14 protein-coding genes are annotated in these 13,503 nt (G+C 71.1%); 6 read left to right on the forward strand and 8 right to left on the reverse strand.

All coding sequences use genetic code 11. From position 1 onward, the window contains the following. Positions 1 to 251: 251 nt before the first annotated feature. From SSBG_RS30430 to SSBG_RS32370, 3 genes are read right to left on the reverse strand one after another with little or no spacing between them, the layout of a single operon-like run. Positions 252 to 887 (reverse strand): hypothetical protein, encoded by a 636-nt coding sequence (locus SSBG_RS30430; protein ID WP_158677853.1) that lies wholly within the window; start codon positions 885 to 887, stop codon positions 252 to 254. Positions 888 to 889: 2 nt separating this feature from the next. Further along, on the reverse strand, positions 890 to 1,504 hold the full coding sequence (locus SSBG_RS29710) for a sigma-70 family RNA polymerase sigma factor (RefSeq protein WP_008749708.1): 615 nt from the start codon (positions 1,502 to 1,504) through the stop codon (positions 890 to 892). Then, complete coding sequence (locus SSBG_RS32370; protein ID WP_008749709.1) at positions 1,501 to 1,701, reverse strand: hypothetical protein; 201 nt, start codon at positions 1,699 to 1,701, stop codon at positions 1,501 to 1,503. Before SSBG_RS32370 ends, SSBG_RS29710 begins: the two co-directional genes overlap by 4 nt. Before the next feature lie 362 nt (positions 1,702 to 2,063). Between SSBG_RS32370 and SSBG_RS29720 the strand changes: the two genes are divergently transcribed. From SSBG_RS29720 to SSBG_RS29735, 4 genes are all read left to right on the forward strand, one after another. Continuing rightward, entirely contained in the window at positions 2,064 to 2,426 is a 363-nt protein-coding gene (locus tag SSBG_RS29720) for a hypothetical protein (protein ID WP_008749710.1), read from the forward strand. A gap of 182 nt (positions 2,427 to 2,608) precedes the next feature. Then, positions 2,609 to 3,595 (forward strand): ParA family protein, encoded by a 987-nt coding sequence (locus SSBG_RS29725; RefSeq protein WP_050776954.1) that lies wholly within the window; start codon positions 2,609 to 2,611, stop codon positions 3,593 to 3,595. Next, positions 3,592 to 3,948: a hypothetical protein gene (locus SSBG_RS29730; protein ID WP_008749712.1), complete on the forward strand. Its 357-nt coding sequence runs from the start codon at positions 3,592 to 3,594 to the stop codon at positions 3,946 to 3,948. The genes SSBG_RS29725 and SSBG_RS29730 overlap by 4 nt, the downstream gene beginning before the upstream one ends. A gap of 139 nt (positions 3,949 to 4,087) precedes the next feature. Further along, entirely contained in the window at positions 4,088 to 5,350 is a 1,263-nt protein-coding gene (locus tag SSBG_RS29735; RefSeq protein ID WP_008749713.1) for a tyrosine-type recombinase/integrase, read from the forward strand. 106 nt (positions 5,351 to 5,456) lie between these two features. Here the strand turns inward: SSBG_RS29735 and SSBG_RS29740 are convergent, their stop codons facing one another. Further along, positions 5,457 to 5,927: a DUF6233 domain-containing protein gene (locus tag SSBG_RS29740; RefSeq protein WP_008749714.1), complete on the reverse strand. Its 471-nt coding sequence runs from the start codon at positions 5,925 to 5,927 to the stop codon at positions 5,457 to 5,459. 589 nt (positions 5,928 to 6,516) lie between these two features. Further along, positions 6,517 to 7,074 (reverse strand): GNAT family N-acetyltransferase, encoded by a 558-nt coding sequence (locus SSBG_RS29745; RefSeq protein ID WP_158677854.1) that lies wholly within the window; start codon positions 7,072 to 7,074, stop codon positions 6,517 to 6,519. 87 nt (positions 7,075 to 7,161) lie between these two features. Here SSBG_RS29745 and SSBG_RS29750 point away from each other — a divergent pair, with 87 nt between their 5' ends. Both SSBG_RS29750 and fabV read left to right on the forward strand, forming a co-directional pair. Then, positions 7,162 to 8,136, forward strand: coding sequence for a tyrosine-type recombinase/integrase (locus tag SSBG_RS29750; RefSeq protein WP_008749716.1), 975 nt, complete (start codon positions 7,162 to 7,164; stop codon positions 8,134 to 8,136). A gap of 250 nt (positions 8,137 to 8,386) precedes the next feature. Next, positions 8,387 to 9,601 (forward strand): enoyl-[acyl-carrier-protein] reductase FabV, encoded by a 1,215-nt coding sequence (gene fabV, locus SSBG_RS29755; protein WP_037872332.1) that lies wholly within the window; start codon positions 8,387 to 8,389, stop codon positions 9,599 to 9,601. Positions 9,602 to 9,646: 45 nt separating this feature from the next. Here fabV and SSBG_RS29760 read toward each other — a convergent pair whose 3' ends face one another. The 3 genes from SSBG_RS29760 to SSBG_RS30435 all read right to left on the reverse strand — a co-directional run bounded on the left by SSBG_RS29760 (position 9,647) and on the right by SSBG_RS30435 (position 13,480). Next, the gene (locus SSBG_RS29760; RefSeq protein ID WP_037872333.1) at positions 9,647 to 12,703 is read right to left on the reverse strand and encodes a Tn3 family transposase; all 3,057 of its coding nucleotides are present in this window, start codon (positions 12,701 to 12,703) and stop codon (positions 9,647 to 9,649) included. 89 nt (positions 12,704 to 12,792) lie between these two features. Continuing rightward, entirely contained in the window at positions 12,793 to 13,200 is a 408-nt protein-coding gene (locus tag SSBG_RS29765; RefSeq protein WP_008749719.1) for a hypothetical protein, read from the reverse strand. Further along, positions 13,169 to 13,480 carry a hypothetical protein gene (locus tag SSBG_RS30435; protein ID WP_050776955.1) on the reverse strand — a complete coding sequence of 104 codons (312 nt, stop codon included), beginning with the start codon at positions 13,478 to 13,480 and terminating at the stop codon, positions 13,169 to 13,171. Before SSBG_RS30435 ends, SSBG_RS29765 begins: the two co-directional genes overlap by 32 nt. Positions 13,481 to 13,503: the final 23 nt, after the last annotated feature.

A 13,503-nucleotide genomic window follows, 5' to 3' on the forward strand; every position in this document is an offset into this window, starting at 1 on the left:
GCGCGCACCGAGCGGTCCCACGCTCTGCGGGCCCCGAACCGAAGAAGAAGCACAAGTGCTACGCATGACACGCGTAGTACGTCTCGCACGCGTATCACTTGTGCGAGGGCCGGCGCTTCGGGCGGTCTTCCGCAAGACCGGTGCCTCCGTGCCCGCCGGATTCCGGTGGGCACGGAGGCGGCTTGACGCGCTTGCGCGTGGCGTGCGAGGGCGGGCCCATCCCGGAGGGGGTGAGCCCGCCCTCCAGGCCCTCAGAGGGCGTGGGCGAGTTCGCCGAGGCGGCGGGCGACGCCCACGTCGGGGTGGGGGACGGGGCCGATGCCGTCTCCGGCGTCGTCGGTGGCGAGGTCGCGGACCGCTTCGCGCAGGGCGGCGGGCGGCCGTCCGGTCCGTACGGGCGTGGCGCGCAGCCGGGCGGTGTCGGTGCGGTCGACGAGCTCGACGGCCTGGAGGGCCCAGTGGCGGGCGTCGAGCAGTTCGCCGTGCGCGAGGTGGAGGAGCTGGAGGCAGTGGGCGGCGGTGGCGCTGCCGGCACCGGCGCCGAACTGCCACCAGAAGCGCGCGCCCTCGGTGCGGCCGCCGAGGTTGAGCAGGCACCCGAAGTCGGTCGCGCCTTCGAAGACGCGGCCGCGGGCGAGGTCCGCGAGGCGCTGGGGGGCCTCGCTCTCCCGCAGGACCTGCGCACACAGGTCGAGGAGCTGCTGGACGGGATCGATGCCGGTCCCGGGGAACAGCGGCTCCTCCTCGGCGAACCGGGCCGGGCCGAGCATGAGGGTCGCGGTCACGTCCCGCTCGATGTCGGTGCGCAGCTCGTCGAGGTCGGCGTCGGTGAACGGGTCCGGTATCGCGAGGCGGTTCAGGAAGCCTTCGGTGCTGCGACCGTGCACGGTCATTCCTTCTCTCGTTCTTCAGGGTTCAGCTTCAGCGCGATCCGGCCGAGAGCGGTACGCCGGTGGCCGCGGACGGTGTCGGGGGCGATGCCCATGATGCTGGCCGTCTTCGCGCTGGAATAGCCCAGGACGTACATGAGCACGATCGTGTCGAACTGCTTGGAGGGCAGAGCGGCTATCGCCCGGTAGAGGCCGATCGTGGATTCCGCGGTGCGGAACCACTCCCGCATCTCGTCCAGCATCGTGCGCGCGGCCAGGCCCAGCGTCACGGTCTCGTAGGCGTCGGGGGAGCGCAGCAGCAGATGCAGCTGGACGCGCTCCTTGAGCAGGCGCCAGACGAACGCCTCGACGTTCTCCTCCCGCAGCACCTCCTCCCAGCGTGTGGCGAGCTGCCCGAAGAGCCTGCGGACCAGAGCCCGGCCCGCGTCCGGGTCGTTCAGCATCATGCTCGCGTAGCGGAGGTAGTCGCGAGCGTAAAGCAGGAAGAAGGCATCCAAAGTGGGCGGCATGGTGTATTGACGGCCCACCAGCGACGTCAGGTCGGCCATCGCCTCGGGGGCCGGCGCCACCGGCCCCTGGCCCTGCTGGGTGCGGCGGAAGGGGAGGTCGGTCATCGCTCCCCCTCCATCCGGTCGCCGCCCGCGGCGGCGACCGCCGCGGCACGGGCCCGCTGCTCCTCGGCAAGCTCCATCGCCCCGAGGCGGACACCGGCGCCGAGCGCGCGCTTGCCCAGCCGTACCGCGTCGGGTCCGAAGACCCGTACGGCGGCGGCAGCGGCCAGCGCGTCGGCCAGGTGGTTGGTCAGGTTCACGCGCTTCCTTTCTCATGGACGTCGTTGTCCCCCTGCGAAAAGATTGGCGAACGGAAGGCGGCAAACGCGCGGTCCCAACTGGACCAAATCCGGGCGGCCCTGACGATTCAACGGTCAACAAGCCCCTCATGCGTAACGACTCGCGATCATGAAAACGCGGAGAGTAGCCGCCTGAGCAGGTGAAACGTCCCTCCGGCAAGCCCCCGGGAGGGGGTGCGGGGCGGTTGCTCAAGCTGACGTACGCCAGTGCGACGTGAGCGAGCTCACAATCTCGGCAGGGTTGTTCTCTCACGCGGGCCAGTCGGTCGCGGACGGCGCGGGCCCCGCAGTGTCCTTGCCGTCGTCGCCGGCGTTGTCCGGGTATGGAGTTGCTGGGGCGGGCCGCGCCCGGGGTCGAGCGGTACGCGGAGCGCGCTGCGGAGGCCGCGTGTGAACTCGCGGACCTCGCAGGCCCGGACGGGTGGAACGCGGCGGCCGCCGAGGACGTCCTCGACGCGATCGACGCACTGACCGAGGCGATGGGCGCGGCCGGCCCGGATCTGGCCCAGGCCCTTGCCGCGTGCTCAACGGCGACCGCCCGCGCGCGACGGATCCTCGGCATCGGGCCCGCCGCATCCGTGGGCGAGGGACCGGTCACCGCCTCGGCGGCGGTGCCCGCCCCGCACCGGGCCCCGCGACGAAGAGGGCTCGGGCCCGGGTACCAGGGCATCCGTACGGATCGCTAAGCGGCTCTCGCTGTTGGGGCCAACAGGTCTAGATCCATTGGGCCCAATGGGGGGAACATGCTCTGTACTGCGGTTATCTGAGCTGAAAGCAGAACCGGGGCGGAGCGGGAGCGAGGGCGGACGGTACGGTCGGGGCGTGAACCGTACGGGAGCGCCGCAGGCCGGCCGATGAGGAGCACCGCATGTCCATGACCGTCCTGGGCCCGCTGCCCGAGACCGCCGACCGCCTGGACGTGGTCCACGAGTGGCGCATCGACGACCTGATCGACGTCCTGGGGCGCGAGAAGGAGGTCGTCGAGGCGGCCTTCGCCCGGCTCGACTACAACCGAGACCTGCGCGCCCAGCTCTTCGTGCCGCCCCAGCTGACTGTCCCGGTCGCGTTCACCGGCGGGCACCGCACGTACGTGTGCGTGAACCAGAAGGGCGGCGCGGGCAAGACCACGACGTCCGTCGAACTCGCGGCCGGGTGGGTGGCGATGGGCTACACGGTCCGCCTCATCGACGCCGACCCGCAGGAAGCCTCCCTGTCGGGCGAGTGGCTCCTCCCGGACTTCGAGGGGATTGCCCCGAAGGACCGTCACACCCTCACCGACGTCCTCTTCGGCCGTCAGCCGCTGGACGAGGCGACGTACGAGACGTCCGTGCGGGGTCTCTACCTCGTGCCGAGCGGGATGGACCTGGGCACCGTCGAGTACGACCCGCGCGCCGCGCGGGACGGCAGCCTGCGCACCGCGATCCGCAAGTCCAAGGCCCCCGTCGACATCACGATCATCGACGCGCCGCCCGCGCTGGGGAAGCTGTCGATCAACGGGCTCATCGCCGCCGACCAGGTCCTTGTCCCGCTCAGGGTCGGCGCGCTGGACCGCAAGGCGCTCCAGGACCTGCACCGCACGATCCGTCGCGTCCAGGAGGACGAGAACCCCGACCTGGTGGTCGCGGCCGCGGTCATGACGTCGTGGGACAAGAGCAACTACGCCGGTCTCGTCGGCGCCTCGCTGCGCCGCGACTTCCCCGAGGCGATCATCGCGCCCGCCCGCCGCAACGTGCAGGTCGCCGCGGCCGCCGACTTCGGTCTGCCGCTGCGCGCCCTGCACCCCCGGGCCACGACGAGCGGCGACTACGACCAGCTCGCCCGCCTCCTCCTGCCCCCGAAGGGAGCAGCCGCATGAGCCCGAAGCCCTTCGGCGACAAGAACGACGGTACGAGCGAGAGCGCGGGCGCCGCGCAGGCGACCGGCGGCAGCAGCATCCTCGGCAAGCTGATCGGCGGCCAGCAGGTGCCCGGCGGGAAGACCAAGGTCCCCGCGTACGTCAACAACGAGCTCCTGGAGCGGCTGCGGAACACGGTCGTGGCCCTGCAACGCGACCCGCAGGTGGAAGTTCCCCCGCTCTCGCTCTCGGCGTTCGTCGAGGCCGCTGTCGCCGTCGCCGTCGAGGAGGCTGAGGAGCGGTACAACGGCGGGGCCCCGTTCCCGGCCCGGCCCCACGCGAAGCTGAAGACCGGCCCGCCCATCGGTAGCTGAGCCGCGCCACAAGGGCCCCGTCGGAAGGACCGGCGGGGCCCTTTCGTCGCAGGTCAACGCCATTGGGTCTATTGGTCCTAATGGGTCTATCTCGTTGTGCGTGCCGTACGGGGAGGCGGAGGTGACTACCGTGCGAGGCGTGAAGAACAAGGACGTCCTCGATGAGCTGCCGGAGCTGCGGCAGGCGGTCGAGACCGCCTGCGGGAAGGCGCCCTCGGAGGCCCGCGCCCGGCAGATCCGCGCCCACGCCCGCGAACTGGTCCGCGCGCTGAAGCGCCCGGACTTCCCGCTCGGCGTGGAGTCGCCGCTCGCGGACATCCTCGCTCTCGACGCGCTGCGCGCCTACGAGCGGCTCGCGCTCGCCGGGGAGCTGCGCGACCGGGGCGGGGTGCGGCCCACGTCGGAAGCGACCGCGAACGTGCGCTCCGGCGTGATGGTGCTCCTCCAGCGCGAGCTGGGCCTGGAGGCCGTGCCTCTGCGTCCCCAGGAGGAGCAGCAGCCCAAGGCGCCCGTCGACGTCGCGCGCCGCGAGCGGATGCGTACGAGTTTGCAGACGGCCGCCGACCACGTCGGCCGCGTCACCGGCTGGAGCGCTGATGGCGGCCTGCTCGCCCACGGCTTCCCCCGCTGGGTACGGGCGCTCGCGATGGCCTCGGTCACCCTCGACACCGGCGCCCGCGTCGGCGAGCTGTGCGCACTGCGCCTGCCCGACCTCTCCCCCGCCATGGAAGAGGTCCGCATCGTGCGCCGTCCCCAGGGCGCCCGCCCCGGCGACCCCCTCGTGGTCGAGGTCTACCCCCTGCGCCGCGCCTCCCGCACCGCGCTCGCACGCTGGCTCTTCGTGCGCCGCCTGCTGATGAGCGAGGTCACGGGGGGCGCGGACGCCGTGTGGGTCTCGGTGCGGGGCAACCACTCCGGCGACGTGCCCGAGGGCGGTCCGCGGCTGCGGCCCGCGGGTACCCCGCTCCAGCCCCGCGGTGCCGGCCGCGCCTACACCGCCGCGGTCACCCGCGTGAACATCGAGCTCGCCGGAAGCGAGGGCTGGAGCCCGCTGCCCGTACGGATGGAGCAACTGCGCCGCGGCGTCGCAGTGCCCGAGGCCCACCTGGTGCCGCCCGCCCCGGACGCGGAGGCGGCGGCCGCGCTGATGGAACGTCTGGAGAGCGCGGGCCGCGCGCTCGCCGCCCTCCCCGACCACCGCGCGACGGCCACCACCGGCCGCCGGGCCCGCGACGAAGCCCGGCACGTCCTGCGCGAGGCGTGGCGCCTCGGCATCGAGCACCAGGTCCAGCTCGACGCCCTCGCCGCCGCCGGACTCGCCGCCTACGACACCCACCGCGCCGGATGGGAGCCCGAACTCCTGCGCGCCCTTGACCGGGCGGCCCGCCTCGCCCCCCTGTAGCCCTGTTGGGGATAACAGGGCCAACAAGCCCCGCTCCTGCCGGAGGAGCGGGGCTTCGTCGTACGGGTTCCGCGAATCGCGGAAGGGGCGTGCCCCCCCCGGGGCGTCAGCGGTCGAGGGCGCGCAGCGCGGCCTGGGGCCGGCAGACGGGACAGGGGAGGGCTCCGGCGGCGACGGCGTGGAGCGCGCCCTCGGTGTCGGTGGGCTGGGCGCCGGACCCGGCCTGGGCGCAGTCCGCGCGGTGCACGCGTGCCTGCCCGGTGGCGTAGTCCTCGTCGACGAGCCACCGCCCGCCGAACCCGCCCTCAGGTCCCCTCGCCTCGGTCGGCTCGTCGAGGACGCGGTAGTCCTGGCCGTCGAGCGGGCGCACGAGCGCGGCCGGGGCCGTGAAACGCACGGCCCGCTCCTGCGGTACGGGGCCGGCCGCAGTGTCGACGCGGTCGGTGAGGACGAGTTCCACCGCGTACCACCACGCCCCGTGGATGTCCCGCTCACGGGCGAGGACGGCGACCTGGACCCAGGCGCCGCCGACGAGGGCCTGCGCGGCGGGGCCCGGCTCGGGCGACGCACTGCTCATACCGCCGAGCCTGCCACGGACTCGCGGCGCTCTCGGCGGCCGCGCCCGTCCCTCGGGGCGCGCCAGGGCGCCTACTCGCCGTACTCACGCGTGGCTACCGTCCCCCGGCGGCCGCGCCGTCGTCGGGGTGGGCAGAAGACGGCACCGGCGAGGGGAGGGGCGCCCGGCCGGGGGCGCGACGCGGACCGCCGGGCCCGCACGGGGCCGGGCGCCAGACGGCGGCCGTCCCGACCGCGCCGCCGTGCCGACCGGTGTGCGGGTCCGCCGTGGCGGGCGGGGAGCAGCTGCTGCCGCGCAGTGGCTCAGGCCGCCGACGCTCTCCAGCGCTGCCGCTCTCACCGGGGCGCACCGTCCGGCCGCCTGTCATCGCGGCGATTAGATCTGTTGGGGGCAATAGGTTCAATCGGCTGTGGTCTGCACAGTTGAAGAAGGGCGAGAGCGATCCGGGCCCGCCGCTCGTACAGGCGCGGTAGGCCCGGAGGTGCTAGCTGATGTGCGTGCAGTGGTGCAACGAGAACCTGGAGGAACGCGTCTCGTCGCGTTCGCCAGGAAGCCGTCGTGAGCCCTCAACGAGGTTGGAAGCTGTGACCTAGCGCAGATTTTTGCGCTCGGTGACGTACTTGTCGATCACCATCGCCGCGTATCGGCGCAGTGTCTTCCGGTAGCAACGCTGGCACGGTTTCCTCGGGTCTCCGCCGCCCTTCTTGCCGTGTGTACAGGTGGCCTTGATGCCGTCCCGGATGACGCGCAGCGCCTCCTCGTTCTTCGCTTGCTCGTGAGGAAGGTTGTCGGCCCGGGCCAGGTCGAGGCGGTCGGCCAAGGCGTCGCCGCCGGGTGACAGGGGGGTCTTCAGCGCCAGTCGCTGAGGAAGTGCCGCATCTGCGATGTGACGCAGTGCGCGCGCCGCGAGCCCGCGGCGGCGGTGCTCAGGGTTGATGTAGATGACCTCAATCGCGCGCCGGGCTGGGTCCAGCGCCACGAAACCGGCGTCCTGGCCTTCGACACGGATGAACGTGGTCAGCAGGTATCGGGGGTTGAGGAACATCCATGTCAGATCGTGCGCTAAGCCCTCGTCGGCCCTGGCGGGCGGCTGGCGGGGTGTCGGCGGCTGGATCGGTCTGAAGCCTTCCCACGGATAACACCCCAATATCTGCGGTATCTTGATGTGTCACCTGCGGTGACGTTCTCCGGCCGCTGCGTGAAGCGGCCCTGTTATCTGTGGCAAGGGGAAGCGGTGCCCACCGTCATACAGCTGCCGGCTGGGAAGGCGTTGACCGTCCGCGCGGCGGCGGATGTGTTTCTTGACTCGCTCGGCAACCCGAACACGGTCCGGAACTACGGGATCGGGGTCGGTAAGACCGCCGAACGACTCGGCGAGGCCCGGCCGCTGGCGTCGGTCGCGGACGACGAGATCGGCGAGGCCCTGGAACTGCTGTGGGGCACCGCCGCGGTGAACACGTGGAACTCCCGCCGGGCGGGGGTGCTGTCCTGGCTGGGCTGGTGCCGGGAGCGGGGCTACGAGGGGCCGATGGTCCCGGCCTGGGCGAAGCGGCTGACGGTGCCGGACTCCGAGACCCCAGCCCGCTCGAAGATGGCGGTCGACCGGCTGATCGCACGGCGCGAGGTACACCTGCGGGAGAAGACGCTGTGGCGGATGCTCTACGAAACCGCCGGGCGGGCCGAGGAGATCCTCGGCGTGAACATTGAGGACCTGGACCTCGCCGCGCGCCGCTGCCCGGTCAAGGCGAAGGGCGCCCGGACCAAGGCCCGCCGCCGCGGCCAGGCGCGCGAGGACTACGTGCTGGAGCCCGTGTACTGGGACGCCGGCACCGCCCGGCTCCTGCCCCGTCTGCTGAAAGGCCGCACCCACGGCCCGGTATTCGTCACCCACCGCCGCCCGGGGCCGGGCAAAGTCGTCAGCCCCCGTGACGTCTGCCCGGACACCGGACTGGCCCGGCTGTCGTACGGGCAGGCCCGCGCTCTGCTCGACGAGCACACTGCCCTGCGCGGACCGGGCACGGGTTGGGACCTACACGAGTATCGACACTCCGCCCTCACCCACCTCGGCGAGCAGGGCGCCTCGCTCCTGATGCTCATGGCGAAGTCGCGGCACAAAAAGCCGGAGAACGTCCGCCGCTACTTCAAGCCGTCCCCCGAGGCGATCGCCGAGCTCACCAGCCTGCTCGCCCCTGGCGACACCCGGCGCTGAGGGCGGGCTGGGCGGTTCGTCCGGCCCGGTGGCGCATCAGGGGGTGTTGGCGAAGTGGTGAACGGTGATGCTGAGCCTGGTCGCAGCTGTGTCTGGCTCTGCTGGAAGTAGTGGAACACTCCAAGATCGGCTGATGATCCTTGTCCCCGGTGGGGCCACTTTCCGTGTCCGGCCTGTCGCAGACTTGCAGGGCGTGGTGACCTCGGCTGGTTGCCGCGGCTTTGGCCCAGTCGACCCAAGGACTGCAATCGTGAGCGAGCGCGTTCTCACCCCCCGCCACCGGGGCTTCCTCTTTCTCGACTCCCACCCGGCGGGCTGCGCGCGGTTGGTGGCCGACATGTGGCAGGCATGCCCCGACTCTGTCGACGTGCCGCAGGGTGACGGTCCGGTGGCTTTGATCATCGGCTCCTCGGCCGGATATGGCTTGGCGGCCGCTGTCGCCGGACTCAAGCGCGCCGGCGTCCGCGGCATCATGGTCTCCTTTGAGAAGGCCCCCACCGAACGGCGTACCGCTACGGCAGGTTGGTACCGCACCGCCGCCACCGCAGAGATCGCCCGTGCAGCTGGGCGGGATCTGGTCTTTCTCAACGGCGACGCGTTCTCCGACACGATGAAGGACCAGGTCGCCGACCTGATCGAGCAGCGTTTCGGCGGCAGGCTGGACTACCTGATCTACTCGGTGGCCGCGCCACGGCGCACCGACCCGGACACCGGCACCACGTACGCCTCCGTTCTCAAGCCGATCGGCCAGGCGAACCGCACCAAGACCCTTGTCTTTGACGACCAGGGCGTTCCCGAAGTGCGCGAGGTCGAGACCGGGCCGGCCGAGGGCGATGATGTCGAGCAGACTGTGGCCGTCATGGGCGGTGCGGACTGGGAACGCTGGGTCGACCACCTGGCCAGTCGGGGACTGCTCGGCGAGGGCTTCGCTACCGCCGCGCTGTCGTACATCGGATCGCCGCTGACCGCGGCCATCTACCGGCAGGGCACCATCGGCGCGGCCAAGGCTCACCTGGAGGCCACCGCCCGCACCCTGAACGAGCGGCTCGACAAGACGGTGGGCGGGCGGGCCGTGACCTCCGTCAACGGCGCCGCCGTCACCCAGTCCTCCACCGCCATCCCCGGCATCGCCCTGTACACCGGCCTGCTGCGCGGCGTCCTTGGACAGAACCTGGTCCCGCCGGTACATCAGCTCGCCGCCCTGTGGGACCAGCTCACCGGTGCCGCCCCGCTCGCCCTGGACGACGAAGGCCGAATCCGCCTGGACACCTGGGAACTCACTGACGACGTGCAGGCAGCCGTTGCCGAACGCTGGGAGGCCGCCACGACCGAGACCATCGCCGGTCTCGCCGACCTCGGCTGGTTCCATGCCGAAGTCCAACGCCTGTACGGATTCTCCGTCCCGGGCGTCGACTACACCGCCGCGGTGGCCACCGACATTCCCTGGCCTGCTCCCACGTCCTGATCCCGGCACGGGTCCGCCATGCGGAACGCCCCTGTTGGGAGGCTCTCACTCCTCGTCGATGGCGTCCTTGTCACGTAGGGGCCGCATGCCGCCGGAAAGGTCCGGAAGGTGGAAGGAGTACCGGCCGAGCATGTTGATGTGGTGCCGTACGAATGGTGAGAGGCGGGCCACGTCCTCGTCGCGGACGTCGAAGCCGTCCGCCCGCAATTGGTTCACTGCGGCGTCCATGTACCGCGTGTTGAACAGCACGAGGGCGTTGAGGACCAGGCCCAAGGCTCCGATCTGGTCCTCCATGCCGTCCTGGTAGCGGTGGTAGAGCTGCCCGGACCGGCCGTGGAAGATCTTCCGGGCGAGGGAGTGACGGCCCTCCTGGAGGTTGGCCTGGCTCTTGATCTGCCGCCGGTAGCCGGGCTCGTCGGCCAGGCGCAGGATGTGCAGGGTCTTCGAGATCCGCCCGTAGTGGGCGATGGCGTCGCCGAGCGGGGTGGGGCGGCCGTCGCGGGACAGCATCCGGATCACGTCGTACGCGCGCACGGCGCCAGTGTGGATGGAGCCGATGATTCGCAGGATGTCCTCCCAGTGCCGTTCGATCCTGGCGAGGTCGACCCGGCCGCGAGCCGCGTCCTGGAAGGCGCCGTAGTCAGCCGTGCGGTCGATGCGCCACATCTTCTGGTCCGGCAGGTCAGCGAGCTGCGGGGCGTATGCGAACCCAGCGAGCGTGAGCAGCCCGAAGACGATGTCGCTGTACGAGGCGGTGTCCGTGAAGATCATCTCCGGGCGCTTGCCGCCGTCGCGGTCGTAGAGGACGTCCAGCACGTACAGCGAGTCGCGCGGGGTGCCAGCCACCACCTTCCCGCCCAGCCCCGCCGCCTGGTCATTGATCATGTTCAGCCAGGTCGCCCCGCCCCGGCGCCCGAAGTACTTCGGGTTCGGCCGCGCGTACACCGATGGCACCGGCACGACGAACCGCATGCCGTCCACCGAGGCGACCAGGCCGCCGCCCCACGCCTGCGCGAGCGGGATCGACGCCTGGCAGTCGATCAGCGTCGCGTTCGCGGCCCGATACGTCGCCAGCCGCAGATACGTCTGATCGACATGGGACAGGCGCCCGTACTTCAGCGCGTCCGCGGCGCCGATGACGGGGGTGTAGCCGACGTTGCAGCTGTGCGCGACCAGCAGCGCGGCGATCGTCACGTGCAGGTCCTTCAGCCGGGCCTCGCCGCCCGTAACCGAGGTGAACGCCTGGTCGGCGCCGGTCCACGAGAACACCTCCAGCAGGGCCTCCGGCAGATCGACCCGGGGCAGCATCGCGTCCACCGCCTCCCGCAACTGGCGCAGGGATGCGGGTTCCGGCTCCGGCTCCAGCGGGGCAAAGTGCAGGCGACCGTCGTCGTCGAACTCGATCTGCGAGTTCGCCGGCACCCGTGCGGCGACCTCCCGGTAGGTGCCGTCCAGCAGCGCCGCCCGCGCGGCCAGGTGCTCACCCGCCCATGCCGGCAGACCGAGCGAGGCGAGCACGCTGGGTTTGGCCTGCTCCCACGCTTCCCCGTCCAGCAGCTTCGCCCTCGGGTCGCCCCACTTGGAGGAGTTCTTCGCGAACACCTCCCGCCGGCACAGCATCCGGTGCAGCTGCTCCAGCACACAGAACGCGTACGCCTTCCAGTCCACCGTGCCCGGCTCCAGGTGCGGCGCGGACAGCACCAGCCGCCGCCACGAGCCAGTGAGCAGGCCCGTGTCGATCTCGGCGGGCCCGACCTTCTTGCGCCCCATCAAGTCCGGCAGCGACTTCAACGCCTTCAGGACCGGCAGTCCCTCCGGGGTAGCGTCGAAGTCGACCACCGTCACCAGGAGCTTCAGGAACGGCCGCACGGTGCTGAACCGGGTGACCAGCTGGATCCGCCATGCCTCGTCCGCATCCGAGTCGAGCGGCGGAGTCAGATCGAACAGCGCTGCGATCGCCGCCGCCAGCTCGTGCCGGGGCACCACCTGTTCGATCCGCTCCCACATCGCCTCCAACGTCTCCACCTCGGGCGGGCTGATCTCCCCGGTGTCGGTGTCGACCTGCTCGCTGGTGCTGTCGAACACGATCTGGAACGCCGCGGCCAGCTTCGCCGACGCCCTCTCCACCCGTGGCAGGGTCTTCAGCTTCTCCTTCGCCGTCTCCCGCTCCGCCCTGGCCAGCAGCTTCGTCGCGATCAGCACCTCCAGGAGGTCCAGGGCGTCATCGACCGCCCGGGACGTCAGGTAGACCGCGGTGGCCAGCAGCGTGGCCAGGCGCCGGGAGTCACCGTGCCGCCGCAGCAGCGACGCCTTGCCATCGATCCCGTACCGCGACAGCTCCGCCAGCCGCCGCGGCGGTATCGCGGACACGTCCACCTCGCCCATCCCGAAGGCTGCAATCTCCTGCGCCCGCTCCAGCGCCCACTTCATCTGGGGCCCGGAGATCCGCACCGGCCCCCGGCGCAGCCGGTCCAGCTCCGAGACCCGGGCGCCCGGCGGAACAGACAACAGCGAGTCCAGCACCGCCTGCTGGCCGGTGCTCAGCAGGCCGTACAGGGTGTCCCACAGGCGGTTGTTCGCCGCCTCCCGAACCGTGCCCACCAGCCGGGCCAGACGGCTCGCCCCGGGCAGCAGCACCCGGCGCTCGCGCAGCCACCCGGCCGCTGCGTCGAACAGAGACTTCGGCCCGTCGCCGGTCGTCCAGGCTCGCGCATCCAGCCACTCGCTCAGCTCGTCCCGCACCTCGGCGAAGTCACGCCAGCCTCCGGCCTCCTGGATCTCCCCGGCGTGTGTACGGGCCGTCCCGTCCCGCTCGCCGTACTCCTTCAGGCACGACGCATCGGCAATCCCCAGCTGCTCGGCGAGGTACTCGGCGACCTCCGCCGGCACCTGCCGCGGGTCCGGCATGAACCGGCCCAGGTAGCGCACACTCGTCAGCTGGACCGCGAACCCGAGCCGGTTGTGCGAACGCCGTTTGGCCTGCACTTTCTCCAGATCCGAGTCATCCAGGAAGAAGTACCGCTCCAGCTCCGCACGTGACGGCGTTCCGTTGAACGCCGCGTACTGGGCTGCCTGTTGATCAGACAGAAACTCGACCGCCACCAGGTCCTCCGAAGATCGACAACATCGACCCGCGAAGGCTGCGCCGTACGATCAGCCCAGGTCAAAGCGTCATTGGAGGCCGCGAGGGATTAGCGCACGATCTGACATGGATGTTCCTCAACCCCCGAAGCGACCTGCTTCCAGGTGTAGGTGGGCGTCAGCTCGCCGAGTTCGAGGGGGGTGCCGGCGTCGGTGTCGCCGGACAGATCGGCGTCCGGTACCGACGTTGCCGCGTTGATAGCTTCCGAAGCGGTGGACACCATCGTGCCGCTTGCTTCGTCGAACCTGGTGGTCTCGGTGAGTGTGTCCCCTTGAGAGGACGTGTACTTCTTGACGCCTCCCCCGTTCGGGTAGTCGATACTGCTCTTCAGGGCGTATGTGAGGGCAACGCCCTCGTTGAGGTCGGTGACGACGACGGAGTCGGCGTTCTGCTTCAGTTGGCGGTTGAGCTGGCCGCCCAGGAACTCAGCCTGCCAGCCCGGACCGAAGGCCCCCATGTCGGCGCGGGACGCGGGTGCCGGCTTCGGCTTCGAATCGCCCCCCCGCCTGGGCGGTGACAGTGTGGCTACGGCCCATGACGCCCTCCGCCACGTCCGTTTCGTAGACCTCGAAGGTCTTGTCCGAGGTCGAGTACACGCCCGGACCCACCTGCTCGATCTCGCCGTCCGCCAGAGGCGGATCGACGACCGCCGCCGGCGCGGCGGACGGCGGGTCCACAGGCGCCGCTACGGCCATTCCCTCCGAAAGCGCGAGGGAGAGGGACAGGATTACTAACACAGGAAGCGCACTTTTGCGCACAG

The organism is Streptomyces sp. SPB074 (assembly GCF_000154905.1).
GTDB lineage: Bacteria > Actinomycetota > Actinomycetes > Streptomycetales > Streptomycetaceae > Streptomyces.